The 26,264-nt window shown below is 53.3% G+C and carries 27 protein-coding genes and 1 pseudogene; 18 read left to right on the top strand and 10 right to left on the bottom strand.

The genetic code is table 11. The annotated features are described in order from the left end of the window. Positions 1 to 29 precede the first annotated feature (29 nt). The 6 genes from Dvar_RS09150 to Dvar_RS09125 all read right to left on the bottom strand — a co-directional run bounded on the left by Dvar_RS09150 (position 30) and on the right by Dvar_RS09125 (position 6,435). The gene (locus Dvar_RS09150; RefSeq protein ID WP_419661378.1) at positions 30 to 806 is read right to left on the bottom strand and encodes a substrate-binding periplasmic protein; all 777 of its coding nucleotides are present in this window, start codon (positions 804 to 806) and stop codon (positions 30 to 32) included. Between the two features lie 219 nt (positions 807 to 1,025). After that, complete coding sequence (locus Dvar_RS09145) at positions 1,026 to 2,990, bottom strand: BACON domain-containing protein (protein WP_419661377.1); 1,965 nt, start codon at positions 2,988 to 2,990, stop codon at positions 1,026 to 1,028. Positions 2,991 to 3,176: 186 nt separating this feature from the next. After that, positions 3,177 to 4,451: a dicarboxylate/amino acid:cation symporter gene (locus Dvar_RS09140; protein WP_419661376.1), complete on the bottom strand. Its 1,275-nt coding sequence runs from the start codon at positions 4,449 to 4,451 to the stop codon at positions 3,177 to 3,179. 14 nt (positions 4,452 to 4,465) lie between these two features. After that, the gene (locus Dvar_RS09135) at positions 4,466 to 4,957 is read right to left on the bottom strand and encodes a cytochrome c3 family protein (protein WP_419661375.1); all 492 of its coding nucleotides are present in this window, start codon (positions 4,955 to 4,957) and stop codon (positions 4,466 to 4,468) included. A 22-nt stretch (positions 4,958 to 4,979) separates the two neighbouring features. Continuing rightward, entirely contained in the window at positions 4,980 to 6,095 is a 1,116-nt protein-coding gene (locus Dvar_RS09130) for a sulfurtransferase (RefSeq protein WP_419661374.1), read from the bottom strand. Positions 6,096 to 6,159: 64 nt separating this feature from the next. After that, positions 6,160 to 6,435 (bottom strand): hypothetical protein, encoded by a 276-nt coding sequence (locus tag Dvar_RS09125; RefSeq protein WP_419661373.1) that lies wholly within the window; start codon positions 6,433 to 6,435, stop codon positions 6,160 to 6,162. Positions 6,436 to 6,636: 201 nt separating this feature from the next. Between Dvar_RS09125 and Dvar_RS09120 the strand changes: the two genes are divergently transcribed. From Dvar_RS09120 to lgt, 9 genes are all read left to right on the top strand, one after another. Beyond that, positions 6,637 to 6,744, top strand: a complete 108-nt coding sequence (locus Dvar_RS09120; RefSeq protein WP_419661372.1) for a 4Fe-4S binding protein — start codon at positions 6,637 to 6,639, stop codon at positions 6,742 to 6,744. Between the two features lie 109 nt (positions 6,745 to 6,853). Continuing rightward, positions 6,854 to 7,396: a hypothetical protein gene (locus Dvar_RS09115; protein ID WP_419661371.1), complete on the top strand. Its 543-nt coding sequence runs from the start codon at positions 6,854 to 6,856 to the stop codon at positions 7,394 to 7,396. Between the two features lie 385 nt (positions 7,397 to 7,781). After that, the gene (locus Dvar_RS09110) at positions 7,782 to 8,483 is read left to right on the top strand and encodes a CerR family C-terminal domain-containing protein (RefSeq protein WP_419661370.1); all 702 of its coding nucleotides are present in this window, start codon (positions 7,782 to 7,784) and stop codon (positions 8,481 to 8,483) included. Next, positions 8,480 to 9,667, top strand: coding sequence for an efflux RND transporter periplasmic adaptor subunit (locus Dvar_RS09105; protein ID WP_419661369.1), 1,188 nt, complete (start codon positions 8,480 to 8,482; stop codon positions 9,665 to 9,667). Before Dvar_RS09110 ends, Dvar_RS09105 begins: the two co-directional genes overlap by 4 nt. After that, entirely contained in the window at positions 9,664 to 11,628 is a 1,965-nt protein-coding gene (locus Dvar_RS09100) for an ATP-binding cassette domain-containing protein (protein ID WP_419661368.1), read from the top strand. Before Dvar_RS09105 ends, Dvar_RS09100 begins: the two co-directional genes overlap by 4 nt. Before the next feature lie 42 nt (positions 11,629 to 11,670). Next, positions 11,671 to 12,792: an ABC transporter permease gene (locus tag Dvar_RS09095; protein ID WP_419661367.1), complete on the top strand. Its 1,122-nt coding sequence runs from the start codon at positions 11,671 to 11,673 to the stop codon at positions 12,790 to 12,792. Between the two features lie 9 nt (positions 12,793 to 12,801). Continuing rightward, positions 12,802 to 13,920 (top strand): ABC transporter permease, encoded by a 1,119-nt coding sequence (locus tag Dvar_RS09090; protein WP_419661366.1) that lies wholly within the window; start codon positions 12,802 to 12,804, stop codon positions 13,918 to 13,920. A 30-nt stretch (positions 13,921 to 13,950) separates the two neighbouring features. Further along, positions 13,951 to 15,252 carry a TolC family protein gene (locus tag Dvar_RS09085; RefSeq protein ID WP_419661365.1) on the top strand — a complete coding sequence of 434 codons (1,302 nt, stop codon included), beginning with the start codon at positions 13,951 to 13,953 and terminating at the stop codon, positions 15,250 to 15,252. Positions 15,253 to 15,375: 123 nt separating this feature from the next. Beyond that, complete coding sequence (gene lgt / locus Dvar_RS09080) at positions 15,376 to 16,221, top strand: prolipoprotein diacylglyceryl transferase (protein ID WP_419661364.1); 846 nt, start codon at positions 15,376 to 15,378, stop codon at positions 16,219 to 16,221. Between the two features lie 31 nt (positions 16,222 to 16,252). Here the strand turns inward: lgt and Dvar_RS09075 are convergent, their stop codons facing one another. Together Dvar_RS09075 and Dvar_RS09070 are read right to left on the bottom strand one after the other, a co-directional pair. Then, positions 16,253 to 17,698: an OmpA family protein gene (locus Dvar_RS09075; protein ID WP_419661363.1), complete on the bottom strand. Its 1,446-nt coding sequence runs from the start codon at positions 17,696 to 17,698 to the stop codon at positions 16,253 to 16,255. A 157-nt stretch (positions 17,699 to 17,855) separates the two neighbouring features. Next, positions 17,856 to 17,912 (bottom strand): annotated as a pseudogene (locus tag Dvar_RS09070) (helix-turn-helix domain-containing protein); the annotation flags it as partial. Between the two features lie 497 nt (positions 17,913 to 18,409). Between Dvar_RS09070 and Dvar_RS09065 the strand changes: the two are divergent. Further along, complete coding sequence (locus Dvar_RS09065; RefSeq protein ID WP_419661362.1) at positions 18,410 to 19,294, top strand: sigma-70 family RNA polymerase sigma factor; 885 nt, start codon at positions 18,410 to 18,412, stop codon at positions 19,292 to 19,294. A gap of 24 nt (positions 19,295 to 19,318) precedes the next feature. On the opposite strand, the gene Dvar_RS09060 is transcribed toward Dvar_RS09065, so the two are convergent. Further along, positions 19,319 to 19,744, bottom strand: coding sequence for a phospholipase D-like domain-containing protein (locus Dvar_RS09060; protein WP_419661361.1), 426 nt, complete (start codon positions 19,742 to 19,744; stop codon positions 19,319 to 19,321). Positions 19,745 to 19,847: 103 nt separating this feature from the next. Next, entirely contained in the window at positions 19,848 to 20,114 is a 267-nt protein-coding gene (locus tag Dvar_RS09055; protein WP_419661360.1) for a hypothetical protein, read from the bottom strand. Between the two features lie 839 nt (positions 20,115 to 20,953). Here Dvar_RS09055 and Dvar_RS09050 point away from each other — a divergent pair. The 8 genes from Dvar_RS09050 (at position 20,954) to Dvar_RS09015 (ending at position 26,219) form a co-directional block, all read left to right on the top strand. Further along, positions 20,954 to 21,106: a hypothetical protein gene (locus tag Dvar_RS09050; protein ID WP_419661359.1), complete on the top strand. Its 153-nt coding sequence runs from the start codon at positions 20,954 to 20,956 to the stop codon at positions 21,104 to 21,106. A gap of 478 nt (positions 21,107 to 21,584) precedes the next feature. Next, entirely contained in the window at positions 21,585 to 22,685 is a 1,101-nt protein-coding gene (locus tag Dvar_RS09045) for an OmpA family protein (protein WP_419661358.1), read from the top strand. A gap of 30 nt (positions 22,686 to 22,715) precedes the next feature. After that, complete coding sequence (locus tag Dvar_RS09040) at positions 22,716 to 23,297, top strand: hypothetical protein (protein WP_419661357.1); 582 nt, start codon at positions 22,716 to 22,718, stop codon at positions 23,295 to 23,297. Positions 23,298 to 23,385: 88 nt separating this feature from the next. After that, a complete protein-coding gene (locus Dvar_RS09035; RefSeq protein ID WP_419661356.1) occupies positions 23,386 to 24,186 on the top strand; it encodes a hypothetical protein in 801 nt (266 codons plus the stop codon). Between the two features lie 15 nt (positions 24,187 to 24,201). Continuing rightward, positions 24,202 to 24,357, top strand: a complete 156-nt coding sequence (locus Dvar_RS09030) for a hypothetical protein (RefSeq protein WP_419661355.1) — start codon at positions 24,202 to 24,204, stop codon at positions 24,355 to 24,357. Positions 24,358 to 24,372: 15 nt separating this feature from the next. Next, on the top strand, positions 24,373 to 25,221 hold the full coding sequence (locus Dvar_RS09025; protein ID WP_419661354.1) for a bile acid:sodium symporter family protein: 849 nt from the start codon (positions 24,373 to 24,375) through the stop codon (positions 25,219 to 25,221). Then, entirely contained in the window at positions 25,205 to 25,870 is a 666-nt protein-coding gene (locus Dvar_RS09020; RefSeq protein WP_419661353.1) for a hypothetical protein, read from the top strand. The genes Dvar_RS09025 and Dvar_RS09020 overlap by 17 nt, the downstream gene beginning before the upstream one ends. Next, positions 25,755 to 26,219 (top strand): hypothetical protein, encoded by a 465-nt coding sequence (locus Dvar_RS09015; RefSeq protein ID WP_419661352.1) that lies wholly within the window; start codon positions 25,755 to 25,757, stop codon positions 26,217 to 26,219. Before Dvar_RS09020 ends, Dvar_RS09015 begins: the two co-directional genes overlap by 116 nt. Positions 26,220 to 26,264 lie beyond the last annotated feature (45 nt).

Raw genomic sequence — 26,264 nt, 5'->3', positions numbered from 1 at the left:
AAACAATTGCGACATAGATTATGACACATTTACTTTTTCCCATATTTTTTAAGCAGTTCTTCATACAGGTTCTCACGGTAAATATCTTCGACGATTTGTTTAAGAATTATTCGGATTTTATGTGGTAGACCTTTACGCACAAATATCCACTGTTCTTTATCCCGCTCAATCATAATTATTTTTCCAAAATCAGCAGGTGTAAGCCCCATGGCCTGCATCCAGTAGTAATAAGCAGGTTCAGAAAAAACAGCGCCATCCTTGTGTGGCCGAAAATATAGAAGTTCCAAAATTTGTCGATAACTTTTCACCCGTTGGATGTTTTGAGGCAGACCTTCCAGTTGCGAATAAGATGCAGAATGGTGATAAATTAAATTCTTACCTTTAAAATCCTCAATTTTCTGAATACCGGAGCCTTTTTTGGTAACAGCAATTACATTAATATTAAATTGTATTGCCAGCTTATCACCGGCATCCAGAGCGGCCTGGTGCGCCTGAGACGAGATCAGGTCAATTTTTCCGTTCTTCAGGAAATGATACATTCTGTTAGGAGGTAAAATCACGTTTGTGAATGATACTCCTGACCTGATACCGATTTCCTGATTCAACTCATAGATAATTCCGTGTTTTTCATGGTGTGAATCTTTCCATCCGTAGGGTGGAAGGTCCATCGTGCCTATTTTTAGGATGGTGCGTTCATCCGTTAAGTTTTGAGCTTCGGCGATGGCAATGCCATATGTCCATATGAGAGAATAACAGATAAAAACGGTATAAAGTCTAATATAGCTTTTTTTGTTCATATTTCGCATGATTAGCCTCAATTGCAACGGCTATAATACCGCTGCCGTTGGTGGGCGACAGCGAGATCCAATCGTAGTCTTCACTAAACTGGGCAATTCAAATTCTGGTATGCATGAAAATTGGTAAGCGATGGTAATCGCACAGTTTTAGTTTCAAAAGTGGACCACTCGCACCCGCTGTGAGTGGCCGTAACGGTAATGTTATAGGCATCTCCGATCCTTATCAACCTACTGATTGACAGTATGGTTTCGACCGGCGATGGTGATGGTGGCCGATCGCTCCTCGCCGGGGTTGGCCAAAACAGTAACACGCACAGTACCGCTGCCACGGCCGCTGGTAGGCGACAGCGAAAACCAATTCTCGCTTTCCGAGGTGCTCCACTGACACCCGCTGTGGGTGGCGGTGACAGTGATGTTATAGGCATCCCCGTTGCTATCGACCGATCGGCTGGTTGGGGAAATCGTATACGTGCACGGTGCCGCTGCCTGGTTGACGGTATGGTTTTGATCGGCAATGGTGATGGTGGCGGATCGGGCTACGCCGGGGTTGGCTAAAGCGGTAACACGCACAGTGCCGCTGCCACGACCGCTGGTGGGCGACAGCGAAAACCAATCCTCGCTTTCCGAGGTACGCCATCTGCACCCCCTATGGGTGGCGGAAACAGTGACGTTATAGGCATCCCCGCTGCTATCGACCGATCGGCTGTCGGGGGAAATCGTATAGGTGCACGGTGCCGCTTCCTGTTCGACGGTATGATCTTGATCGGCAATGGTGATGGTGGCGGATCGGGCTGCACCGGGGTTGGCCGAGATGGTAACATCAACAATACCGCTGCCACTGCCGCTGGTGGGCGACAACGAGATCCAATCCTCGTTTTCGGAAGTGCTCCACGCGCACTCGCTATGAGTGGCTGAAACAGTGATGGCATAGGTATCCCCATTGCTATCAACCGGTCGGCTGGCCGGTGAAATCGTATAGGTGCACGGTGCCGCTGCCTGTTCGACGGCATGGTCTTGACCGGCGATGGTGATGGTGGCGGATCGGGTTGCGCCGGCGTTGGCTGAAACAGTAACGCCTACCGTGCCGCTGCCCGAACCGCTGGCGGGCGACAGTGAGATCCAATCGTAGTCTTCAGAAGTGGACCACTCGCACCCGCTGTGGGTGGCCGTAACAGTAACGTTATAGGCATCCCCGTCGTTATCAGCCGATCGGCTGGTAGAGGAAATCGTATAGGTGCATGATCCCGCTTCCTGGTTGACGGTATGGGGTTGGCCGGAGATGGTGATGGTGCCTGATCGGGCTGCGCCATCGTTGGCCGAAACCGAATAGGTCACCGTCCCATTACCGCTGCCGCTACTATCGGATGTGACTGTTATCCAGCTTTCACTGGCCGAGGCACTCCAGGTGCAGTGGCTTGACGGTGTGGTCACGTCGATACTGGCTGTACCGCCGGTATTGGTAAACGTGTTTTTCTCCAGCGAAATGGTGTAGGTGCAATCGGAAGTGACAAAGCTTCTGATTTCCGAGTCGGCACCCGTGTTGGTTTGGATATCCACCGCACAGATTTTCCAGAAATATTCTGTCAACGGCTCCAGGGATGAGGGGGCGTATACCGCGGCGGGGGTTGTTTCATCGATCATGATGGTTTCAAAATCAGCGTCTTTTGCCACCTGCACCAGGTATTCGTCGGCATTTTCAACAGGCTCCCATTCAAGGGACACGGCGCTGAGATCGACATCTTGGACGCCATTCTCGGGGGCGGACAAGGTGGGAACAAACAGATAAGCGTCAATGACCACGTCTTGGGCGATTTGTCCGGTTTCGATGCTGACCCCGGTGGTCTCCCCTTGGTATAGGATGTTGCCGAGGTTATCTACCGCCAGTACCACAAAGATTCGGTCCTGGCCCACCGGAATTCCCTCGACCCTACCGCTGCCGGCTTCGCAATCCCACGGGCCGCCGGTCACCAGCCAGTTGCCGTCGGCATCGTACACCTCGCAAACCACCTGCGCTACACCGCTGCAATCCAAAGATGCAGCCCGTAAGGACGCCGAATCCTGGGCCACGGATGTATCATGCCAGCGTATCGTCAGATTGGCCGATGCGGTCGCATCAGGTCCATCCGATACACGGCCCTGCTGGTCATCTCCACAACTGGCAGGAAGCAGCGTTAAACACAAAAAGAGTAACAATAGGCAACATCCACGTAACCACTGCCAATCAATCATCCCAGGCATTTTCATTGCTCCCCACATTGGTTAAAGGACGGTGTGGTCAATGCCTTAAACTTTATCTCTATTTATCGTATCTGTAATTATTTTTTTTCCTGCGCCCTAAGACCGCACGGGGCACATAGGCTATCTTTTCCTATACCGCCGCTATTTGGCAACATCTTTGAGCAACCGGTTCATCACCACGCTGGCCGTCAGATCGCCGGTGACATTAACGGTGGTGCGGGTCATGTCAAGAATACGGTCCACGCCGATGATCAGGGCAATGCCTGACGCCGGCACCCCGATACCCTGAAGAATGGTTGCCAGGATGACGATGCCGACGCCCGGCGTACTCGGTGTGCCGATGGAGGCGCCCACCGTGGTAATGATCACGGCAACCAGGGTCGTCAGGCCCATTTCCACGCCGTATACCTGGCTGAGAAACACCGTGGCACAGACCTGGTACAGGGCCGTACCGTCCATATTGATCGTGGCACCAAGCGGAATAATGAACCGTGCGATGGGCCCATCCACTTTCAGTCGCTGTTCGGCGGTGGTCATAGCCAGGGGGATGGTCGCTGCCGAACTGGACGTGGAAAATGCCAGCAACTGCACTCCGCCGATCTGTTTGAGAAACGCAAGGGGCGACTTTTTCCCCAGTGCCCACACGATCAGCAGGTAAAGCAAAAGCAATAGCAACAGACCGATCACCACCGATCCCATGTAGGCGGCCATGCCGACAATGGCTCCGATCCCCACCCGCAGGGTGATGTTGCAGATCAGGGCAAAAACGGCAACCGGCGCCATTTTCATGGTCCACTCGATGATTTTCATGGAGATGTCCTGGACGGCAGTGATGAATTCAAACATCGGCTTCATACGCGCCGGTGCAACGGCCACCATGGCCATGCCGATAAATAGCGCCAAAATCACGGTGGCCAACATATCCTGATCCAGGGCGGACTTGATGTAATTGGTGGGAATCAAGTCGATCAATCGATCCGTGAGATGCTGCTCCACTACGGGCTCGACAACGGTCGCATCGGCCTCCGAGCTGTTTTCCATCACATCAGCGATCAAGGCCGAATCAATGTATTGCCCGGGCTGGATCAACAGCGCCGTGCCGGCACCGATGCTCGTGGCAAGCATGGTGGTGGCGATAAAATAGGGAAATATTCGCATGGAGACTTTTTTCAGAAAATTGATATCCTCCGATGAAGTGATCCCCAGGATGATGGATGACAGCACCAGGGGAATAACCACCATTTTGATCAATGCCAGAAACAGATTGCCGGGCATTGCGATCCAGGGGGCGACATGCTCTGCGGAAGCCTCCGACAATAGACCCAGGCCAAAGGGGGAAAGCACCAGGCCGACAATCAAACCCAGTACCATGGCCGTCATCACCTGAAACCAAAGCTCTGTGTACAATTTCTTCATGATTTTCTCTTTCCTCATCCTCTGGGGTGACATTGCGCGCAGCCGGTCGGCCCGGTTTTCCGGGGCGGGGTGTTCAGCTTGAAGACTGATCGGGCCGACTCGGCGTTGCGGGCCTCTATCTCTTTGTGACAATTGATGCACTGGCGGTGAAAAGCGAATTTGAAATAACCGATTGAATCAGAAATATAATCGAAATACCGCGCCCCTTTTACCGGTGGCGGCGCAGACAGTTGATCGTGGCAATCCGCTGCGCTACAACGCTTTACGCTTGATTGACCGTCCCACTTGTGATGGCAGGTCCGGCAAGTGTATTCGAAATGCCGAGAGTGCGGAAAAGCCACTGCAGCGCGTTTGGATACAACGCCAACCGGTGGCGCCAGGGCAAGCCTGCCCACGGGTACGTAAATGGCATCCATGGCCGCCTCTTTTTCCCCGGCAGTTGCCGTCAGGCTGCCAGCAATAACCACAATCGCCGATGCAATCAGGGCCAATAAATATTTCAGCATTTCCGTTCTCCCATCAATGGTTTCAATATCCACACCCCGGGTATTTAACAAACGCTTCCCAGCTGACCCAGGCCGCATCGTGCATCCGCACGTCGGGATAGCCGAGATACCGCATCATGAAGAATCCCGCACCCGCCCAGGCACCGGTATTGCACGTAATCACGATGGTCTTGTCCGGGGTGATGCCACGGTTTTTGAGATCCCATAACAGTTGTTCGGGCGGCTTGAGCGCTGCGTGATCCATCATGAGCCCATATATCGGGAATTTGATCGATCCGGGAATACTCCCAAAGCTCAACGCACGCGGGTGTTTGGCCAGTTTTTTGGACTGATCGAGGGTGCGGACATCCACTATCGCCACATTCAAACTGTCCAGGTTCTCACGCACGAAGGCATTGTCCACAATAAAATGGGACTTTGCATCGACTTTGAACTCGCAGGGCTTGATGAGCGGCAGATCCGTCGTTATCCGATAGGCCCGCTCGCACCACCCCTTGATGCCGCCCTTGAGAAAGGAAATGTTTTCGGCGCCGCAGTACTCCAACACGGAGAGCAGAAAAGCGGCGGTCCACCCATCGTTGTCATACACCACAATGTGATCGTCGGCCGATATGCCTTTTTCGCCGAATACCTTGGCAATTTTCTCCGGATGATACAATTCCTGTGGGGTGGCCGCTCCCCAGGGCCATCGCAATTTACCGTTTTTCATGGGATCGAACTGAACCGCACCTGGAATATGACCCTTTTCGTATACATCAGGGCTACGGACATCGATGATGACGATATTCTGCTTGTCCTGGTTGTCGCGAAGCCACTTCGCATCGACAACACGGCCGGTTTTAACTTGGGATGTGTCCACCGTCAGCGTGCCCGGCCGGGCAACCTTCGCAGGTACCCGGATGTCGGAAACCACGACGGGCCGGTTGGCTGCAATCTCATAATCCAGCAGATCCCGGGTGGACAGAAACAGATCCCGGTTCCCGTGGCAATGGTTGCAGGTGGCCGCCTGCCAGGTTTTGCGCTGGATGTTATGGGGGGATGTGCGTTTCCAGGTGGGAATCTCGTCGAACCGGGTGAAAACATCTTTTTCGTAGTGGTCGAAGAGTTTGGGATCCATGGAAACGTGTCTCACGAGCATGAAGTTAAAATCCGCCTCCGGGGCGTCGGTATCGTACGCCAGACCGATTTTGAAGTCTTCGACATCATTCCGGTTGGTGACGTTTCAAAATCGTGGTAAAGGGGGCCAGGGTCCTATGCAGCGACATTTGAGCCGAAGAGACAATATCCGCATGGCAGTCGCCGCAGGCATTTTCCGGGTCACTCAATGAAGGTCTGGTCACCAAGCCCTCATGCGCAGCATTTTTTTCTGAAGACTCGGCATCTCCGCCATGGCAGGTCTCGCAACCGATCTCGCCATGATCGCTGTCCAGAAATGCCGCTTCCACCAGAACCTTCTCTTGTGGCTCCAACAGAGTCACGCTCCCCCCTCAGCCCGCACCCGAAGTCATTGCCGATTTATGCCTACGTTCCTTAAGGATAATACATAACGACTTTTAACAATGATGTGATGGATGATCAGGCAGATGCGTATGGCTTGCGTCGCAGACGCAGACTAGTACTAATTTTTATGCACAAAAAAAGCCTGTGTAAAGCAAATGAAATTCTAACTGATTTCAATCTTGATGGTCATCGCCAGCCAACGTGGCCGTTTTTACTGCGGATGGCTGTGCCCCATGGTCGAAAAAATACCTGAATTATTGTTGCTTTGTTGTTGCTGGATTCAATGAAGGCCACCAGTCGCTTCCAACCAAAACTGTCGCCCCGTTGTATTGCCGACTACCGTGATTAAATTCAGGACATATCGCAATTAGGAATGAAACCTGAAAGGATAGCGCGATGAAAAAGCATCCCTTATGGAAAGACCACGAAGAACAAAACAATGCAATTGGCCAGAACCACCCTGGCGTTTTCGCTGCATCAATGCTGGCGCTGACGATTCTTATCGGCGGCCTGCTCGCCGGTTGCGCCATGCTCTCAAGCAATTACCGGCGGAGCCTTGATGTGTCGCGGCAGTTTGAAGATGGTGAGATTGTCCCTGGCTACGACTACTATGTGTCGGGCCCGGCATCAAAACCGCTTGCCATCGTCGCCATCAGACAAGACTACCGCCTGGAATCCGAGCACTGGCGTGGGATCGATCTGGACTCCGCATCTTTGAAAGCGTTGGTGAAACGCATCTCGCATGTCCTTAACGCCGAATACAAAGCGGACCAGATGATTCCCAATGGCGCCAGAATCGTCGATGCCGACGGCACCATGGTCGGTATGTGGTATTCGGTTTACGATTACAGCCAGGTAACCTTTCTGGATGATAAGGTCATCTATATAAGCGTCGCCCTGGCGAGGATGCCACCCGAAGTCCGCATTCCTCTTGACTAGGGTCCATCCAAAAATGGCCAATTGGCCCGATATCTTTGTTTCCCGAAAAATTTAATCCTCGGGATATCAACCAACCGCATTTGGATCTCTTTGATAATCCAAATCGCAATCGGCATCGGCATCACTATCGAGAAGAAACGATAGATGAACATACAGACCTGATAGTCGCCGGCTTTTAATCGATAACAAGTGCACACTGAATATGTTTTCGATTCCGCTCCCGATTGCGATAGCGATACCGAAGAACCTGACTTTCCAGCGATTGCCCTGCTCTTCCCCCCTTCTTTTGCATTTTTTAGCTTGACGATACCTCTTTTTTGATTTAAACATTTGTTTAAATCATTTGTTTGAAACATATGTTTATATTTTAATCAAGGCAGGTATCATGGCAACGGTCTCCGATGAAAAATCGGTCAAACAAAAAATTCTCAATGCCGCCGGCGACGTGTTCGGCCGCAAGGGGTACAAGGCGGCCACGATTCGTGAAATCTGCCGGACGGCCGGCGTCAATGTGGCATCCATCAACTATCACTTCGGGGGCAAAAAAGAACTTTACCGGACGGTGGTCGAGGATCTGCTCTCACGAACCTTCGCGCAATATCCCGTGGACGAGGACGTCGACCCCCAATCGTCTCCTGAAAACCGTCTGCGGGCATTCGTTCGTGGTGCCCTGCGGCGTCTGCTGTCACCCGACGGGCTGTCCGGCTACCCGGGCAAGGGGCAGCTGGTGGCCAAGGAAATGGCCGACCCCTCCCCGTTTCTGGACGATCTGGTGGATGAATTCATCCGTCCCACCGCAGCCGTTTTGTTGTCCATCATCCAAGAACTGCTGGGCCCCAAAGCAACGATCAAACAGATGGTGCGCTGCCAGATCAGCGTGATCGGCCAATGTTTCCACTATGCCATGGCCCGTCCCATTATCAGTCGCCTGGCCGCTGTGGATTACCAGGATACGTCGATAATCGAGGAGTTGACCGATCACATCACCCGCTTTTCTCTGGCCGGTATCGATGCCATGCGCGCTTGCACCGCCACCGACCCGGTCACGCATTCTCCGGCCCATCCGGAAAATGGAGGCAGATCATGAAAAAACGGCTACGTATCATCCTTCCGGTGGCGGTGGTTGTTCTGGCCATTGTGATCTGGAATGTACTCATCAATTCGGATGAGCCTAAGGAAACCATCCAGCTGTCCGGCAACATCGATGTCACCCAGGTGGATCTGGCCTTTAAAATTCCCGGCCGTTTGAAAAGTCGCCTGGTCGACGAGGGCGATACCGTTACCAAAGACCAAGCCCTGGCCGTGCTCGATGACACGGACCAGCGGCTCGAGGTGCAAAAAGCCCAGGCCGAGGCAAGTTATGCACAAGCCGTGCTGGCCGAGCTTGAAGCGGGCAGCCGGCCCGAGGAGATCAGCCGTGCGGCGGCCGCCGTGGAACAGGCGCGGTTTGCCTTCGATGAACTGCAAAGCGGCAGTCGCAGCCAGGAAATCGCCGAAGCCGAAGCAGACCTGAAACGCGCCCAGGCAGGCGAACGGTCGGCCAAAAGCGAGCTGGCCCTGGCGAAAAGTGATTTTGAACGCTACCAGGCCGTATTCGCCGATGGCGGCATCAGTCAGCAGACCTTTGATACGTACCGGACCCGGCTGGAGTCCGCCAAAGGCGCGGCCGCAGCGGCGACATCCCAACGACAGGCAGCCAGCCAGCGCCTGAGCCTGCGCCGTGAAGGCAGCCGTGCGGAGCGTATCCGTCAGGCCCGTTCGGCCCTGGCCCAGGCCGAAGCCAACTATGCGCTGGTAAAAACAGGTCCCCGTCAGGAGGCCATCGACCAGGCCCGGGCCAAAAAGGACGCGGCCCTGGCACTCCTGGATGTGGCCCGGCAGCGCCTTGCGGATACCCAGCTGACCTGCCCCTTTGACGGGGTGGTCTTAAGCACGTCGGCCGAGTCGGGCAGCTATCTGACACCGGGCGGGACGGTCCTGACCGTGGCGGACATCAAAAACGCCTGGGTGCGTGCCTTTATTTCCGAAACCGATCTGGGCCGGATTGGGCTCGGTCAGGAAGCCGAGGTCAGCGTGGATGCCTATCCGCAGCGCACATGGAAGGGCCGGGTCAGTTATATCAGCAGCGCTGCCGAGTTTACCCCGCGGGCGGTGCAGACCTTTAAAGAACGCACCAACCTGGTCTATCGCATCAAAATTCAGCTGGACAATCCGGACGGTGCACTCAAGCCCGGCATGCCGGCCGATGCCGTGATCGAGGCGGTCCCATGAGAAGTTCCACGGATACGCCTATCATCGCTACCGACCGGGTCAGCCGCATGTTTGGCGACCTGACGGCGGTGGATGGCCTTTCTCTGACCGTCGATCGCGGTGAGATCTACGGGTTGGTGGGGCCCGATGGGGCCGGTAAGACCACCACCTTACGCATGCTGGCCGGTCTGCTGGATCCGTCGGGTGGCCGCCTGCAGGTGGCCGGCTGCCGGCTGCCGGCCGAAAGCGATGCGGTCAAAACCCACATGGCCTATATGAGCCAGCGCTTCGGCCTGTATCCGGATCTGACGGTGGATGAGAATATCAATTTCTATGCCGATCTTTATGGGGTGACCCGCAACGCGCGCGCAGAGCGTCTTGCGGATCTGCTCGATTTTTCCAACATGCGCCCTTTCAGGGGGCGCCTGGCCGGCAATCTGTCCGGCGGCATGAAGCAGAAGCTGCAGCTGATCTGCGCCCTGATCCATACACCGGAAGTCCTTCTGCTGGACGAGCCCACCAACGGCGTGGATCCGGTCAGTCGCCGCGATTTCTGGCGCATTTTATACCGCATGCTGAAATCCGGGGTGGCCATCCTGGTCAGCACCGCCTACCTGGACGAAGCCGAGCGCTGCAACCGCATTGGGTTGATGGACCGCGGCCGGCTTCTGGCCGAAGGCCGGCCCGAGGATGTGCGCCGGTCCCTGCCCATGCACATCCTGGCTCTGCGTTGCGAGAAGTGCCGACAGGCCACCCGTATTCTGCACCAGCAATTATCCCAGGCCGCCAGCGTGGATCTTTTTGGCGACAGCGTCCATATCGTGTGCCGGCAGCCCGAGGCAACCATGCAGCAGATACGGCAGATTCTGCAAACCGCCCGAATAACGATCAAGGATCTGGCGCCCATCACGCCCAACCTGGAAGACGTTTTCGTCAACACCGTCAAGGCCGCGGCAAAAGCATCCCCGGAAGCCGCCACCACCGGGCAGCCAACCGCCATGGACACCACGGAAAATTCCGCAGCAGGCACCGGCAGTGATATCGCCGTCCAGATCGATGCCCTGACCCGGCGATTCGGTGATTTTGTTGCCGTCGATCGTCTGGATCTGACCGTGAAGGCCGGTGAGATCTTCGGTTTTTTAGGGCCCAACGGCGCGGGCAAAAGCACCACCATCCGCATGCTGTGCGGTCTGCTCAGCCCATCCGCCGGCGGTGGCCGGGTGGCCGGCTTTGACATCGCCACCCAGGCCGAAGCCATCAAACAGAAGATCGGCTACATGAGCCAGAAGTTCTCCCTTTACGATGATCTCACCGTCTCGGAAAACATTGAGTTCTATGGCGGCATCTATGGTCTGGCCGGCCGACGCCTTTCCGGACGCAAAGCGTGGGCGATCCAGATGGCCGGGCTCGAGGGGCGGGAGAACCAGGCCACGCGGCTGCTGGCCGGCGGCTGGAAACAGCGCCTTTCCCTGGCCTGCGCCATCCTGCACCGGCCGCCGATTGTTTTTCTGGACGAGCCCACCAGCGGTGTGGACCCCTTAAGCCGGCGACGCTTCTGGGACCTGATCTACGACATGGCCGGCCGCGGCCGCACGGTTTTTGTCACCACCCACTATATGGAAGAAGCCGAGTACTGCGACCGCGTGGCCCTGATCTACCGGGGCCGTATGATTGCCCTGGGCTCACCGGGCCAGCTCAAGGAGCAACTGGTGGAAGAGACCATCCTTGATCTGCGCTGCGCCCATCCCCAGGATCTCATGGATGACCTGGCCGGCATCGATGGTGTACGGGATGTGGCCCTGTTTGGCGCCGGGCTGCACCTGCAGGTGGACGATGCCAAAATCGTGAGCGAAAAGATCCGCCAGCTGGCCGGCCGCCTGGGGCGCACGGACGTTGCCGTGGCCCCCATTGCCCCCAGCATGGAGGATGTGTTCGTCTCGCTCATCGAAAAGGAGGATCGCCTTGGTGGCAAAGCGCAATAGGCGTCCGGCGGTGGCCCTGCGCCGCCGGCAGAGGAGCGTGTGGTGAAACTGCAACGTCTCATGGCCGTGGCCCGCAAAGAGTTCATCCATGTGTGGCGGGACTGGCGCAGCCTGGTGCTGGCCATCGCCATCCCCATGCTGCTGATCGCCCTGTTCGGCTATGCCCTGACCATGGATCTCAAGCACGTGCCCACAGCGGTCTGGGATCAGTCCAAAACCGCCGAGAGCCGTCAACTGCTCAGTCTGTTCGGCGGGTCAGCATACTTTGCCATCGACCGGCATGTCGATGATTATCGGGAGATTACCGATCTGATCGACGCCGGCCGGGTCATGGTGGCCCTGGTCATCCCGTCCGACTTTGCCGACCGCATCCGGGCCGGTCGACCGGTTGCCGTTCAAGCCATTGTGGACGGCGCCGATGCCAACAATGCCACCCTGGCCGTGGGCTACATCAATGCCATCGGTCAGATCTTCAATCGCGATGTCCGTATGCTGCCTGTACGGCGGCACCCCGCATCCGGCGGCATCCGCCTCGAACCACGGGCCTGGTACAACCCGGAAATGGAGAGCCGCAATGTCATCATCCCGGGCATCATCGCCCTGGTGATGGTGGTCATCGCCGCCATGCTCACCAGTGTTACCGTCGCAAGGGAGTGGGAAACCGGTACCATGGAGCAGTTGATCAGCACACCGATCCGTGTTCCTGAACTGGTGCTTGGAAAAGTGGCGCCCTATTTTGTGATCGGCCTTCTGGATGTCGCCATTGCCGTGGTCATGGGCCGCTGGTTCTTCGATGTGCCGCTCAGGGGCAACACCGGCCTACTGTTTCTGTCGGCCTCTATTTTCCTCACCGGCGCCCTCTTCCTGGGCCTTTTACTCAGTATCGTTCTTAAAAACCAGGTGCTGGCCAATCAGATCGCCCTGTTCACCGGCTACCTGCCGACCCTGCTGCTCTCCGGGTTCGTTTTCGGCATCTACAATATGCCCAAAGCCATCCAGGCGATCACGTTCATCGTACCCGCACGCTATTTTATCACTCTATTGCGGGGTATTTTTCTCAAGGGCATCGGTCTGGAAATCCTGTGGCTCAATGCGGCCCTGCTGACCATCTACGCGGTGATCATGGTCCTTTTATGTCACCGCAAGATGAAACTCAAATTGTAGGCGGCTGGCATGATCCTGCGAATCAAACAAATACTGATCAAGGAATTTTTGCAGATGTTCCGGGATGTGCGTATGCGCATGATAGTACTGGTCATGCCCCTGGTGCAGATGATGGTGCTGGCCTTTGTCCTCAACACGGACGTGAAAAACATCGCCACCGCCGTTATCGACCCGGACAACACCCCCCAGAGCCGATTGCTGGCAGATGAACTCACCGGTGGCAACCATTTTGCCGTTACCCATCGTCTGGCCACGGACAAGGGGATTCGCCGTCTGCTGGACGCCGGCCGGGTCAGGGCCGTGATTCGGATCCCCGAGCATTTTTCCAATGATCTTGCGGCCGGTAAGACGGTGGCCGTTCAGCTGTTACTGGACGGCACACTGAGCAATGATTCCGCCATCACGCTCAATTATGCCAATCAGGCCGTGGCCAGTTTCAATCAGCGCCTGGCCGGCGAGAAAATGGGCACGGCGGCCTTGTCCACCGGCCCACTCGATTTTCGCATCCGCGCCTGGTACAACCCCAATCTGGAGAGTAAGTATTACTACATCCCCGGCCTGATCGCCCTGATGCTGATTCTCATCGGTCTGGCCCTGGCGTCCATGGCCATTGTGCGCGAGAAAGAGATCGGCACCATCGAACAGGTGATGGTCACACCGATCCGGCGCCTGGAATTCATCCTGGGCAAGACCCTGCCCTTTTTGCTGACCGGCATGGTCACCATGACCATGATGTTTCTCATTGCGCACCTGATTTTCGGTATCCAGATCACCGGGAGCATACCGCTTTTATACATGTCGGCCATGATCTACATCATGGGCAATCTGGGGCTGGCCATCCTGGTCAGTGTCACCGCGCACACCCAGCAGCAGGCCCTGTTGACCGCCTTTTTCATCCTGGTGCCGGCCATTTTGCTCAGCGGGTTTATCTTCCCCATCCGCAACATGCCGGTGGTCATTCAGTGGCTGACCATGCTCAATCCCATGCGCTGGTTTTTACAGATTCTGCACGGCATTGTGGTCAAAGGGGTCGGTATCCGCACCCTGTGGCCCCATATCAGCGTGCAGGTCACGCTGGCCGGCGTTTTTCTATCACTGGCGGTGACCCGATTCAAGAAAACACTGTAATAGCCCCTGGTGCAAATTGAGGAGACAATCATGCGATACACCTGGCTGACCATTATCGCGCTGCTGTTTGGCACGCATGCCTGGGCCGCAGCGCCGCTGACCATCGACGAAGCGGTCCGCGAGGCGCTTGAAAAAAGCCCCCGGATTCATGAGCAGATCGCCTACCGGGACGCGGCGGCATTGGGCCGAAAAGCGGCACGGGCCGATTTTTTCCCGCGGCTGTCGGGCGCCTACGCCTATCACAATCTGTCCGAGTCGCCGTTTGTCAACATTAACGGAAACCAGGTCACCACCAACAGCCAGGATCAGCATCACTGGGAGGTGACCCTCAGCCAACCGATTTTCGCGGGTTGGGCCATCAGCGCCCGCCATCGGATTGCCCAGCTGGGACTTTCCACACGGGAACTGGAACTGCAGCAGACCCGGCAGATGATCATCCTGAATGTCAGGCAGCGCTGTTACGATTTACTCATGGCTGAAAAAACACTGGCCGTGGCTCGAAGCAGCACGGCAGCGCTAGCGGCCCATGAGGCGGATGTGCGCAAGTTTTATGAAAACGGTCTGGGACCGCTTAACGATCTGCTCAAGGCCCAGGTCGCCCGCGGGGATGCCCTGTTGCGCCAGCACCGGGCCGAAGCCAATGTCAGTCAGGTGCGCACGGCCCTGTGCCTGCTGCTGGGCCGCGACCTGGATCAATCCATTGAAATTCGAGACATGCAAACAGGCACCGCCCCGGTTCCCGATCTCGATCGATTGATTGATCAGGCGTTGACGGCCAGACCCGAAGTCGCCCTGCTCGCGCAGGCCATTCAATCCAAAGTCAGGCAGCAGCAACTGGCCAGAAGCGATTATTATCCACAAATTGAATTGACCGGAAAATACCAGCAGGATGGCGATGACCCAGGCGCCCGGAACAATGATTATTCAAACCAGTACAACGCCAGTATCGGTCTCCAGGCCCGCTGGACGGTCTTCACCTTTGGCAAAACCCGTGCCCGATCAGCCCAGGCAGCCGCGGAAAAGCGGGCGCTGGAACAGGCGCTGACAACCACCCGCGACGACATCCGCCTCCAGGTGGTAAGGGCCCGCCTGGATCTTGATGTGGCCCTGCGCAATATCGAGACCACCACGACCGCCCTTACGCAGGCGCAGGAGCACTGGCGGATTACCAACCTGCTTTACCAGCAGCAGCTGACCACGTCCACCCAAGTGCTGGATGCCCGCAGCTTTCTCGATCGCGCCCAAAGCGCTTTCCATGAGGCGCACTATGGTTATGGCGCAGCCCTGGCACAGGTGCAGTGGGCGATCGGAACCAGCAGCCCCGCCAGGTGAATTTCAAATTTGAGATTTGAGATTTGAGATTTGAAATTCATCCGGTGGAGTTGACGCCCAGGCCATGGAATAGTAAGCTCGGCCCTTACGAATCTGACAGCCTATTCAAGAGAGCAAATCAATATGGATGGTTTTCTTAGCTGGTGGCAGCATCTGCCGGAACACATGGACCCGGTCATTTTCCAGATCGGCAGCTTCAGACTGCAATATTATGGGCTGATGTACATCGTGGCCTTTGCCTTCACCTATTTTCTGGCCCTTTATCGCATCAAACACGAAGACCGGTTCCAGATGAACGTGGAGCAGCTTCAGGGCCTCATGACCGCCATGATTCTCGGCCTGATCATCGGCGCGCGTTTGGGCTATGTTGTGTTTTACAACCTGCCCTACTATTTGAGTCATCCCCTGGAAATCATCCTGCCCTTTGAATTTTCCGGGGGGTTCCGGTTTACCGGCATCACCGGCATGTCTTATCACGGCGGGCTGATCGGCGTGGTGATCGGGACCATCATTTTCGGGCGTAAAAACGACCTGGCGTTTTTTCATATGGCCGATCTGATCGTGCCCTGTATTCCGCTGGGCTACACCTTCGGCCGCCTGGGTAATTTCATCAACGGCGAGCTTTACGGCCGGCTGACCACCCATCCCATCGGCATGTTTTTTCCACTGGCACTCGGGGCCGGACGCCGCCACCCGTCCCAGCTTTATGAGGCATTCTTCGAGGGCATCGTTCTCTTTATGGTCCTGTGGACCGTGAAAAAACGGGTAACCACCCAAGGCGCCATACTGGGGCTTTATCTCATGGGCTATGGCCTGGTAAGATTTTTCATTGAGTATGCAAGGCAGCCGGATGCCCACCTGGGATTTGTCTTTTTTTCTTTTTCCATGGGCCAGCTTCTGTGTCTGACCATGATTCTGGCCGGTGCAATGCTTCTGATCGTTCTCCGGTCCAACCGAAAAAACGCCTGACCCGGTTTCATATGGATTGAAGAAATATTGACTATTTGGTGCCAACCGGCTGGATCAACACATCGATGCGCCGGTTGATGGCCCGTCCTTCCGGTGTTGTATTCGGTGCCAATGGCCGATCCGGTCCATAACCGGCGGTGAGAATGCGATCGTCGGGCAAGGTCCGATTGGCCACCAGATAAGCTTTAACGGCCTCGGCCCGTTTCTGGGAGAGTTCCTTGTTGACTTGGGCGGAACCCACGATGTCGGTATGTCCCTCGATCGTCACCATTGGCTGTCCAAAGGTTTGAATCGCCTGCTGAACCTTGCTGAGCAGGCTAAAGTTGTCCGGTGTCAGGATGGCCTGCCCTACGGGGAATTGAATGCCCCGCATCCGAATGACCAGTTGTTTGCCCTGCTTGTAGACTTCCGCTTCATCAGGCCGGAAATACCCCTGAACCTTATTGAACTGTTCATTGAATTCTCGCTCGGCAGCCAATCTTTGTCTGGCGGTTTCCTGATCACGCGAATATCCTTTTAGACTGGATAGCTGCTGCTCTATATCCGCAATCTGGGCTTGGTAGTCCTGATTGTCTTTTGTCAGGGATTGGGTCCGCTGGTCCATGGCTGTGATCGCATGGGTCAGCGAGTTGACCTGCATCTCAACCCCCTGGTTCCTTATATCACCGGCATCCACTGACTTCCCCAAACGCATCAGCAGGCTTTCCAGGTACATGGCCGATACTTCGGGGGCCATTTCCTTGAATTTTTTACTGCTTTCGCTGACGGCAACCATCCGTTGGGCCATGAACTCCGCATGGGCCGCTTTTTGGAGAATCGTTTCCGACGCGTAAGGGTTCTGGCCAATAAACGCAACGGCGTCGTTCAATGCCTGAAGGGCCTCGTTATACACCTTTGGGGCAATCTTCTGGACATTGGCTTTCTCGGCTTGATCCATCATCTGGCGGGCATTGCCCAGCGCCTGGTCCTTAATGGCCATGATCTCGACATTCCGGAAGGCGGCCTGGACTTTGGCCGCATTCTTTTGGGCATAGCTCAAATTGTCCCTTTCAATGGCCGTGGTAAGACTCAGGTAATCCTTTTCAACCTTGTTGTAGGGTTCTCCCAGTTTGTCCGCTTGCACCTTGAGCGCCTTGTCTCTGGCTTCATTCGTATCTCGCAGGATGGTCCGAGAGACCTTGGCGATCTCTTGGGCTCTTTTTAAGCTGGTATTTCCCTCGGTAACATACTGGCGGATCGCAGATATTTTGGACCCCCTTTCCAGGCCCCGCTTGGCTTTCATCAATGCGGATTCCGCATCCTTGAAAAAGCTCGGTGACAGCACGTCCACTTGATTGGATTTTGCAGCGGCGAGATCCGCTTCCAGTTGATTGACCAGTTGGCCAGGGCTTCCCATATCGGCAGACTGCGCCGACGTTGCCACCATCACGATAGATGAGAATACTAAAAAAAACAGACAGTAACACTTCGCTTTCATACTTTCCTCCTTCATCCACGTGTTAATGTGTGTTGAGAACGCATTTTTCTTTGACAATTTCTTCCATTTTGATTGTCATCGGAAAAATTATAGCCGTTTCTTTGCAGACTCAATATAACGTTGAAGCAATGCCTCACTTACCAGGCCGGAAAATTGTTTAGGATCGATGCATGCCCAATTTCTTGGCGGTTTTGGATACATTACCTCCAAATGCAAAAAAGTACGCGACGAATCCGTTCCTATTCCGTTACGGGATCTTCAGTAATTGATGGCACCGGTGGAGCACCCTCGGTCTACATATACCGAACTGCGGGAGAAAAATATTGGGGTTCAATGATGTCCCCAGGTGTCAGAATCATGGTGTATTCAATAGCGTTTTTCATTTCTGGAAGTGCAGTCAAACACATTTTTAGTAAGAATTTAGCATAACCACATTAATCTGGGCAACCATCAAACACAACCAGTAATCTTACTGTTGTTGAAGAAGCGCCGGGAAGATATCATCCTTTATGGAGATACCATCAAATATGATATCCGCCCCGACGCCCTTGATAACGATGACGATCAGGGTGTGGTCGAAACAATGCATCAAAAAACCGTTGCGGGTGCTGACGCTAAAATATACACACTTCCCCCCATTTCCCTGACGCCATGTCATCCCTATGTTGTTCTTTCGAGCAATGAAAAACATACGTGTAAGGAGGAGTTATCATGGCAATATCCACCAATGCACAGACCATATCAGCGACCCAGCGTTATTTTCATGACCTGCAAAACCACAGCCTGCTTAGTCGAGATGAAGAAAAAGAGCTATCCCGCCGATATCGTGATAAAAATGATCAGACGGCACTGAGCCGGCTGATCACCGGCAATCTGAGGCTGGTTGTAAAAATTGCCAAAGATTTCTATAAGATTGGTAACGTTCCACTTCTCGATCTGATCCAGGAAGGAAATGTGGGATTGATCAAAGCAGCAGAAAAATTCGACCCAGACAAACAGACAAAATTTTCATACTATGCCGCATTCTGGATTAAGGCGTATATCCATAAATACCTGATGGACAATCACCGCACCGTGCGCATCGGTACAACCCAAGCCCAACGAAAACTGTTTTTCAATCTCAAAAAAACCCACGCCCGATTGTCCCAAATGGGCATTGATGCGACACCGGAGGCCATTGCCAAAGAACTGGATGTCAAACCCGGCGATGTGCTTGAGATGCAAATGCGCCTCGATCATCCGGATGCGTCACTCAACGCACCGCTGCGTAATGATTCGGATCAGGGGGAACGGTTGGATATGATTCAGTCTGACAAGCCTTCAGCCGCAAAAGAATTTGAAACGCATCAAGTGATCTCGCTGGTTCGCAAAAACACCAACCAGTTCAAAACGAAACATTTGGACGACAGGGAAAAAGTAATCCTCGAACGCCGAATTCTTTCCAATCGCCCGGAAACCCTGCAAACCCTTGGATCACGGTTTGGCGTGTCACGGGAAAGAATCCGGCAGGTGGAAAAGCGCATTATCGAGAAACTGAAACAATATCTCTTCAAACAGATACCGGATATGAAGCAGTTTGCCTTTCAGTTGCATTAAAAAGATTGGGGTTAAAGCTGTTTTTCAACCGGATTTTCCACATACACCCCCATCTCGGTGTTGATATGCGCCGAGCGGGGGTCCAGATTGAAAGCTGCCAACGAAGATGGATTCGTGATCGAAAACCATGGCTTTGGTGTGCAGGGCGGCCTTGGATTTGCCGCCGGCAACCATTTTTTTCTCCACTACGGTGATCGAAACCGAATCGGCTCGCAGTTCGTAAATCTCCACCCCGGCTTCGATCAAGGCCTCACGGCAATTGGCATACCCGGCGTGGGCAGCCACCACGTCGTTGGAGGCCAGGGAGTTGGTCAACACGCGAATCTTGACCCCCTTCTCGTGAAGCCTTCGGGCCACCTGAACACCCCGCTCTTCCACCACAAAGTACGCCGATTCAATAAGCAGTTCATTTTCTAAAACCTGAAGCTTGTTGTGCAGCTTTTCGTACATTACCGAGGCTCCCTTGCCCGTATGCATGGACGACGGATCGTCCCAGATCCTGACCATGGGCCCAGATAAAGCTGCCGAGAACCGCTTTCATATGTCCCGTAAGTTACACGAGGTCCTGATCCAGGGGATAAGGATATGCGTCTTCATGAATCAACGTCTGTGTGGTGATCACGGCGTTTTCGAGATCTTCCGTGGAATGTGTCCGGTCTGCCAGCGTCGATATGGGGTATGCCCATTGTCCATTCCAGAAGTAGTCTAAGACATCCGACAGATCTCTCACAATCGGTCCGGCCGCGGCAATATCCAGGTCCCTGAAATTGGCATCGGTGTGAACGCCGAAATAGTGATTGCCGATATTGCGGCCTCCCACAATGCAGTATGATAGATGAAAACAAATAGAAATGAGTTGACATATTTCCGGCGTCAATCAATTCTATTTGAAAGCACTCATTGTTATTTTTTTATTGCATCGGACCATGTTTTTAGATTATATTTTGCGCATTCTTTTTATAAATTTAGATTCATTTTTATCATATTTTTTGAAGCAGCCTATTTTTACAATATTACAAACGTTTTTTTCAAACTGATGCGCTATCCCCCGAAGTTATAATTGGCGCTGAAAAAACAGGCAGCATCCTTCCTAACAGAGCGACAATGTATTTTCATGAATGAAAAGAATAGGCTTTGTTTGAAAACAAGCTCAGTGTATCTTATAAAAAAATATCCGGTTTATTCATTGCAACTTAATTTTATGTTTATCGTTCCTTTTTTGCTCCAACCAAAGTAGTTTTTGATTTTATTATCATGGGATGTGAGTAGCTTTGACGGAGTCCTATTTGATTTTTACATAGCACCAGCGTGGCAATAGATTTTTTCGCTCGATATCAATCGTTATTGAAAGGAACTGTTCTTTTTCAATTGGTTCTGCAATTCCCCGAAAGAAAGATTTGAAATACCAAGACGTCTCTTTGGGTATAAGTACTCATATAAGTAATGAAATATAAGTAATAATACATATTGTCATTCGATCAATTTATTAACAATAGATATCAAAGGGAATCATACAATGACGGAAATAACAGCCTTAATTTTGCTGGCGATCGGCGTGATAGGAATTGTTACTATAACGTCAAGATTGTATTAAGGAAAAGTTCGAGTTGCAAAGGGTTAATTTATTTTAAGAATGAAAGCCAATCAAAGGAGAAAACCATGAAAAAATTCAAAATTATCGTCCTTTTAGGCCTTCTTTGCTCATTTTTAGCCTTCGCAACCATAGGGTGTGAAAAGGAAGGTCCGTTAGAAAAAGCAGGTAAGAAAGTGGATGAGACAGTTGATTCCGCCAAAGAGGCTGTCGACAAATAATGGGCTAACAAATAACTGTTATGTTCATGTCAATAAGCTAAACACCGGCATCTGGCACATAGAATGCTATACTATTGTATTAGCCGAGCACCGATAAAGATAATGACATCATCATGCCGGACTTGATCCGGCATCCAGTAAATGCCTGGATTCCGGCCATCGCTGGAATGACGACCCTTTTATGTCCAGAGAAACATTTATGCGGAAACGCCTAACACAATTCGTTGCTAAAATATTTCAGTCAAGGGGGAAGCGGCAAGAAGGCCGTTCCCCGCTGTCGGCCAAGTCCGTGCTGATTGCCGGTGGGCTTTTCGTTGGCGTCTTGGGTATCTCCCTAATTGGGGCGGGACAGGGTGCTGATGCATCGTGGTTGCAATCGCTTGTGCCGGGCACATTGGTCGTTACGGGCAGCTACATAGCTGGATTTTTCATCGGCTGGGGGGCCCGGCGTGCAATCAAGTTGACAAGGAGGACTTTCATGAAAAGAAGAATTATTATTATGCTGGTAGTTTTTGGTTTGCTTTCTGTCTGGACTTCCGTTGATGTCCAGGCCTTCCGGATTATTACCAAGGCGATGTTGGAAGAAGAGACAGTCACGCAGACCGATTTAATCCGGACTGTGGATAATTTCATCGTCCTGTTCGACACCTCCAGCTCAGTCAACCAGATGGTACCGGGAAGAAACGTCAGTAAAATTGCGGCAGCCAAGGCGATGCTGAAAGAACGCAACAGCTGGCTACCTGATTTGGGATACAATGCCGGCCTTTATAACTACACCAATTTTGAGACGCTAACCGGGACCTTTGAGGAGATTTACGGCATGAAGCCCTATGACCGGACCGCCTTCGGCACGGCTATCGATCAATTGCCGGATAAGGGCGAAGGGCCGACAATGTTGCAGGTTGGCCTGCACGGGCTGCGCAAAGTGCTTAATGGCCTCAGTGGCAAAACCGCCGTCATCATGTTCACGGATGGGACCTTCAACATCAACAGGGGCATCAAAAGACCAATGCAGATTGCCCAGGAGATCGCCAGGGACCATGACGTCTGCTTCTATCTGATCAGCAGCGCCAAGGTGGATGCTGAAAAGCGGCTGCTCGAGGGGGTAACGGCGGTCAACTCTTGCTCGCGGGTGGTTCCGTTGAGTACTTTTTTAGACAATCCACACTACATCGGCGGTGCCCTGTACACCACCAGGACCACATCCTACCAGCGGCTGAAACCCGTCACCCGAGTGGTTGGGGTTGAGCTCGAGAACATTCTCTTTGACTTCAATAGTACCGATATTAATGGCGAGTATCAGGAGAAACTGAGCATGCTTGGCGACTACCTGAAAAACAACCCGGATGCCTATGTCGTTGCCAGTGGGTATACCGACAGCGTTGGTGATGAAGACTACAACATGGCCTTGTCGGAACGCCGCGCAGCCAGCGCGAAGGCTTTTCTGGTGGACCAGGTTGGGATCGATGCCGACCGCGTTGTCGATCTGTGGTTCGGTGAGCTCAACCCGATTGCCGACAACGGTACCGCACAAGGCCGGCAACTGAACCGCCGGGTCGAAATTTCTGTGGGAAAATAGCAAAAAATAATAATCATGAAAGGATCGGCAATGATGAAAAAGCTATTTTCTTTTTTACCATTTGTAGCGGCATTTTTGGTGGTGATCTGCTCCAACCCGGCACTGGCTGACAAATATGCCGACACCATCTCAGTATTTAAAAAGTCTGAAACGGTTCAACCCTTTTTCAATCAATCGTACGGCTATGCGGTGTTTCCGACCGTCGGTAAAGCCGGTATGGGGATTGGGGGATCTTATGGTACGGGCTTGGTGTATCAAGGAGGCAAGGTTACCGGTGAGACCTCTTTGATCAAGGCGACATTTGGTCTGCAGTTGGGCGGCCAGGCTTTCAGCCAGATGATTTTTTTCCAGGACAAACGCGCCTACGATGAATTCACCAGTGGTGAATTTGAGTTCGACGCCTCGGCTTCGGCGGTGGCCATCACCGCCGGCGTTCAGGCCAAAGCGGGCACTGAAGGCGCCACAGCCGGTACCAGCGCCGGACCGGCCACCGGCAAACAGGCCAAAACAGCCTACCACAAGGGGATGGCAACATTCATTCACGCCAAAGGCGGGCTGATGTATGAGGCGTCGATTGGCGGTCAGAAGTTCAGTTTCAAACCTAAGAATTAAAAATAGGATTTGACCGGCGATAGGTCCATAAAAGGGTTTCCTATGGATTTATCGCCGGTTTCACCTCCCGATTAACCACAGGGAGAGCATGAACAAAACAAATGCAAGTTTGATTCTCAAGATGTTAATCGTGGGCCTTTGGTTGACATCAGAGGCATTGGCCAAGGATCAAGGAAATGCCGCTGCACAAGCCAACAACCCACTGGCCAACATGGTGGCCTTCAACATTCAAAACTACTATATCGGTGAATTGACCGAATCCGATGAAAATGCCAATCAGCTCTGGCTGCGTTACGCCCAGCCCTTCTCCATCGCCAAAACCAATTGGCTGATGCGCGCCTCTCTGCCGATCAATACGTATCCTACCCCTCCAGATGTCAGCCATGAAACAGGCCTCGGCGATTTCAATGTTTTTGCCGCTTATCTGTTAGACATGCCCAATCCGGCGCTGAGCGTTGGTATTGGACCACAGCTAACGGTGCCAACGGCTACCGAAGACGCGTTGGGCAGCGAAAAATGGTCCGCGGGCTTCGCCCAGGTTCTCTTTGATGCCAGAAGTCCCAAATTTCAATACGGCTACCTGTTGACCTGGCAGGCCAGTTTTGCCGGTGATGATGATCGTGCCCATGTGAATGTCGCTGCATTTCAGCCGTTTCTTTTTTATCAATTGGGTCATGGGACCTATCTTCGCGCCGCACCAATCTGGGTCTATAACCTGCAAAACGATGATTATAGCGTGCCGCTGGGGGTCGGCATCGGGCAGGTGATCAAACGCGATAAAATCGTCTATAATATCTTTGTCGAGCCTCAATTTTCCGTTGCCGATGACGGTCCGGGGTATCCTGAATGGCAGATATTTTTAGGCTTTAACATGCAGTTTCTGAATTGATGAAGAGCCCTCGAAATGAAAGAATATTTTTCCTCGGCAATCTACGTTCACACGCCTGAAACTGAACATCTCATCGAACGACTGCGTGGGCATGCCAGCAAAGCAACGATTACGCCAGTATTGGTCGATACGCTCATCTCGGGTCAACAGGACACTTACTATTTTAATTGAATCGAGAAAAATAAAATGCTGCTGATTCTGCTGAAAACATCCATTGGCGCACTGATATTTGCGATCGGCATGACGGCAACCGCCGAAGACATCGTCTACCTGTGGTCCCGGCCTGCCCTGCTGTTTAAATCCATCATTGCCATGTACGTGGTGATGCCAATGGTGGCTGTTGTGATGAACTATTGGTTTGACTTGCCACCCAAAACCGAATTGGCGCTGATCATATTGGCCATCTGTGCCGGCGCGCCATTGTTGCCAAAAAAACTCATCAGATTTGGTGGTGATCCATCCTATGTCTTCAGTCTGATTGTGACCACCTCGCTGCTGGCGATTATTACCGTTCCCGCCTCCTTACATGTCCTGGCCAAAATCGTTTCCCTTAAAGCGTCGGTCGTAACGCCTTTTCAGGTTGCCGGTGTCATCCTCAAAACCTTTCTGCTGCCCCTTGGGACGGGCATGGTGCTGCGTCAGCTGTGTCCAGCGCTGGCAAAGATCATCAGCGACCCTTTGCTGAAAGTGTCCAGTATTATCATGGGGATATGTGCAATCATTGCTTTGACTACCGGTTTTCATCTGGTTTTTACTGTCGGACTGCAGTCCGTACTTGCATTTGCGCTTTTCACTGGGTCCGCCCTCTTGGCCGGACATCTGCTTGGGGGGCCTGACCTGTCTTCCCGAACCGCATTGGCCATTTCCTGTTCATCGCGGCACATCGGTCTGGCCCTGCTTATTGCGGTCAATACGCGCGGACAGCAGGCCCTTGCATTGGTGGTTGCTTATCTGCTCGCCTCGGCAATGGTCTCGATGATGTATGTATTTTTAATGAATAAAATGAGGAACCGCTCAAATGAAGCAATGGTATAAGCGAATTGTAATGGTGATATTACTTCTCGGGTTGACGACATCCGTTATGGCTCAGGACGTAATTGTCCTGGCGGGGCTGGATGAAACCATCGCCTCGCTGCAGGCACAGAACTGGTGGGGCGAGGAAAAGCATGGGGAACAACTTACTGTGCCGCGTACGATGATCGCAGGCATCAGCAAGCAATGGCGCGATAACGCACCCACCCTTCCCGTTTCCACCAAAAAGGAAATTTTCTACCGTTTCATGCTTCCTCTGGTGGTGCATGCCAACGCCATGGTGGTGGACCGGCGTGAGCGACTGCAGCGCCTGGCGGATACGATCAAGGCAGGAGACAAGCTGACGATTGACGATGACACCTGGTTGCGTGAAATCGCCGTCGTCCTGCGCATCACCGATCGGGATCAGATCAAGCAGGTGACCGATACCGATGCACTGACCAAGGTCATTGATCAGGCGCTTTACAAACTCGACGTGATACCCGCGGGGCTGGTGCTGGGTCAGGCCGCATACGTACGGCACCTCGCGGTTTGCCGTGGAGGGGAACGCACTTTTCGGACAGTGGACATTCGGCGGGGAGGGACTGATTCCCGAGCAGCAGCGCAAGCAACTGGGCGATCACCGCATTGCCAGCTTCCAGTGGCCTTTTGACAGCGTTCGCGGTTACTTTATCAATCTCAGTTCGCATCCGGCTTATGAAGATTTCCGACGCATCCGTGCCGAACGCAAGGCCGCCGGCAAGCCGCTGCGGTCGCTGGATCTGGCCGAGGGGCTTAAAAACTACTCGGAACGGGGTCAGAAATACGTGGATACCCTGAAACGTGTCATTCGCGTGAACAAGCTTGACATTGCCGACGATGCCGTATTCAGGAACGAGGCGATGCGCTTCGTGCTGGGGGCCGCCGATTCGGCAGCAGCTGAGAAACTGCGCACGCAAATCGAGGCCATGCGCAAATCCGGCGAGATCGAGAAAATCATCGCGCGCATGCGGCTGGAGTGATGAAGATTCCTGTTTCCCCATTCCGAAGTGATTCTCAATGACATT

Origin of the sequence: Desulfosarcina variabilis str. Montpellier (genome assembly GCF_048565275.1) — a bacterium.
In the GTDB taxonomy this organism is placed as follows: domain Bacteria; phylum Desulfobacterota; class Desulfobacteria; order Desulfobacterales; family Desulfosarcinaceae; genus Desulfosarcina; species Desulfosarcina variabilis.
The sequence above is the reverse complement of the archived record's forward strand: the minus strand, read 5'-3'. Positions and strand labels throughout refer to the sequence as shown.

Coding starts and splice junctions, on each gene's coding strand:
- Dvar_RS09150 (WP_419661378.1), bottom strand. CDS start 806: ATGCGAAATATGAACAAAAAAAGCTATATTAGACTTTATACCGTTTTT.
- Dvar_RS09140 (WP_419661376.1), bottom strand. CDS start 4,451: ATGAAGAAATTGTACACAGAGCTTTGGTTTCAGGTGATGACGGCCATG.
- Dvar_RS09135 (WP_419661375.1), bottom strand. CDS start 4,957: ATGCTGAAATATTTATTGGCCCTGATTGCATCGGCGATTGTGGTTATT.
- Dvar_RS09130 (WP_419661374.1), bottom strand. CDS start 6,095: ATGCTCGTGAGACACGTTTCCATGGATCCCAAACTCTTCGACCACTAC.
- Dvar_RS09115 (WP_419661371.1), top strand. CDS start 6,854: ATGAAAAAGCATCCCTTATGGAAAGACCACGAAGAACAAAACAATGCA.
- Dvar_RS09110 (WP_419661370.1), top strand. CDS start 7,782: ATGGCAACGGTCTCCGATGAAAAATCGGTCAAACAAAAAATTCTCAAT.
- Dvar_RS09105 (WP_419661369.1), top strand. CDS start 8,480: ATGAAAAAACGGCTACGTATCATCCTTCCGGTGGCGGTGGTTGTTCTG.
- Dvar_RS09100 (WP_419661368.1), top strand. CDS start 9,664: ATGAGAAGTTCCACGGATACGCCTATCATCGCTACCGACCGGGTCAGC.
- Dvar_RS09090 (WP_419661366.1), top strand. CDS start 12,802: ATGATCCTGCGAATCAAACAAATACTGATCAAGGAATTTTTGCAGATG.
- Dvar_RS09085 (WP_419661365.1), top strand. CDS start 13,951: ATGCGATACACCTGGCTGACCATTATCGCGCTGCTGTTTGGCACGCAT.
- lgt (WP_419661364.1), top strand. CDS start 15,376: ATGGATGGTTTTCTTAGCTGGTGGCAGCATCTGCCGGAACACATGGAC.
- Dvar_RS09075 (WP_419661363.1), bottom strand. CDS start 17,698: ATGAAAGCGAAGTGTTACTGTCTGTTTTTTTTAGTATTCTCATCTATC.
- Dvar_RS09065 (WP_419661362.1), top strand. CDS start 18,410: ATGGCAATATCCACCAATGCACAGACCATATCAGCGACCCAGCGTTAT.
- Dvar_RS09060 (WP_419661361.1), bottom strand. CDS start 19,744: ATGTACGAAAAGCTGCACAACAAGCTTCAGGTTTTAGAAAATGAACTG.
- Dvar_RS09050 (WP_419661359.1), top strand. CDS start 20,954: ATGAAAAAATTCAAAATTATCGTCCTTTTAGGCCTTCTTTGCTCATTT.
- Dvar_RS09045 (WP_419661358.1), top strand. CDS start 21,585: ATGAAAAGAAGAATTATTATTATGCTGGTAGTTTTTGGTTTGCTTTCT.
- Dvar_RS09040 (WP_419661357.1), top strand. CDS start 22,716: ATGATGAAAAAGCTATTTTCTTTTTTACCATTTGTAGCGGCATTTTTG.
- Dvar_RS09035 (WP_419661356.1), top strand. CDS start 23,386: ATGAACAAAACAAATGCAAGTTTGATTCTCAAGATGTTAATCGTGGGC.
- Dvar_RS09030 (WP_419661355.1), top strand. CDS start 24,202: ATGAAAGAATATTTTTCCTCGGCAATCTACGTTCACACGCCTGAAACT.
- Dvar_RS09025 (WP_419661354.1), top strand. CDS start 24,373: ATGCTGCTGATTCTGCTGAAAACATCCATTGGCGCACTGATATTTGCG.
- Dvar_RS09020 (WP_419661353.1), top strand. CDS start 25,205: ATGAAGCAATGGTATAAGCGAATTGTAATGGTGATATTACTTCTCGGG.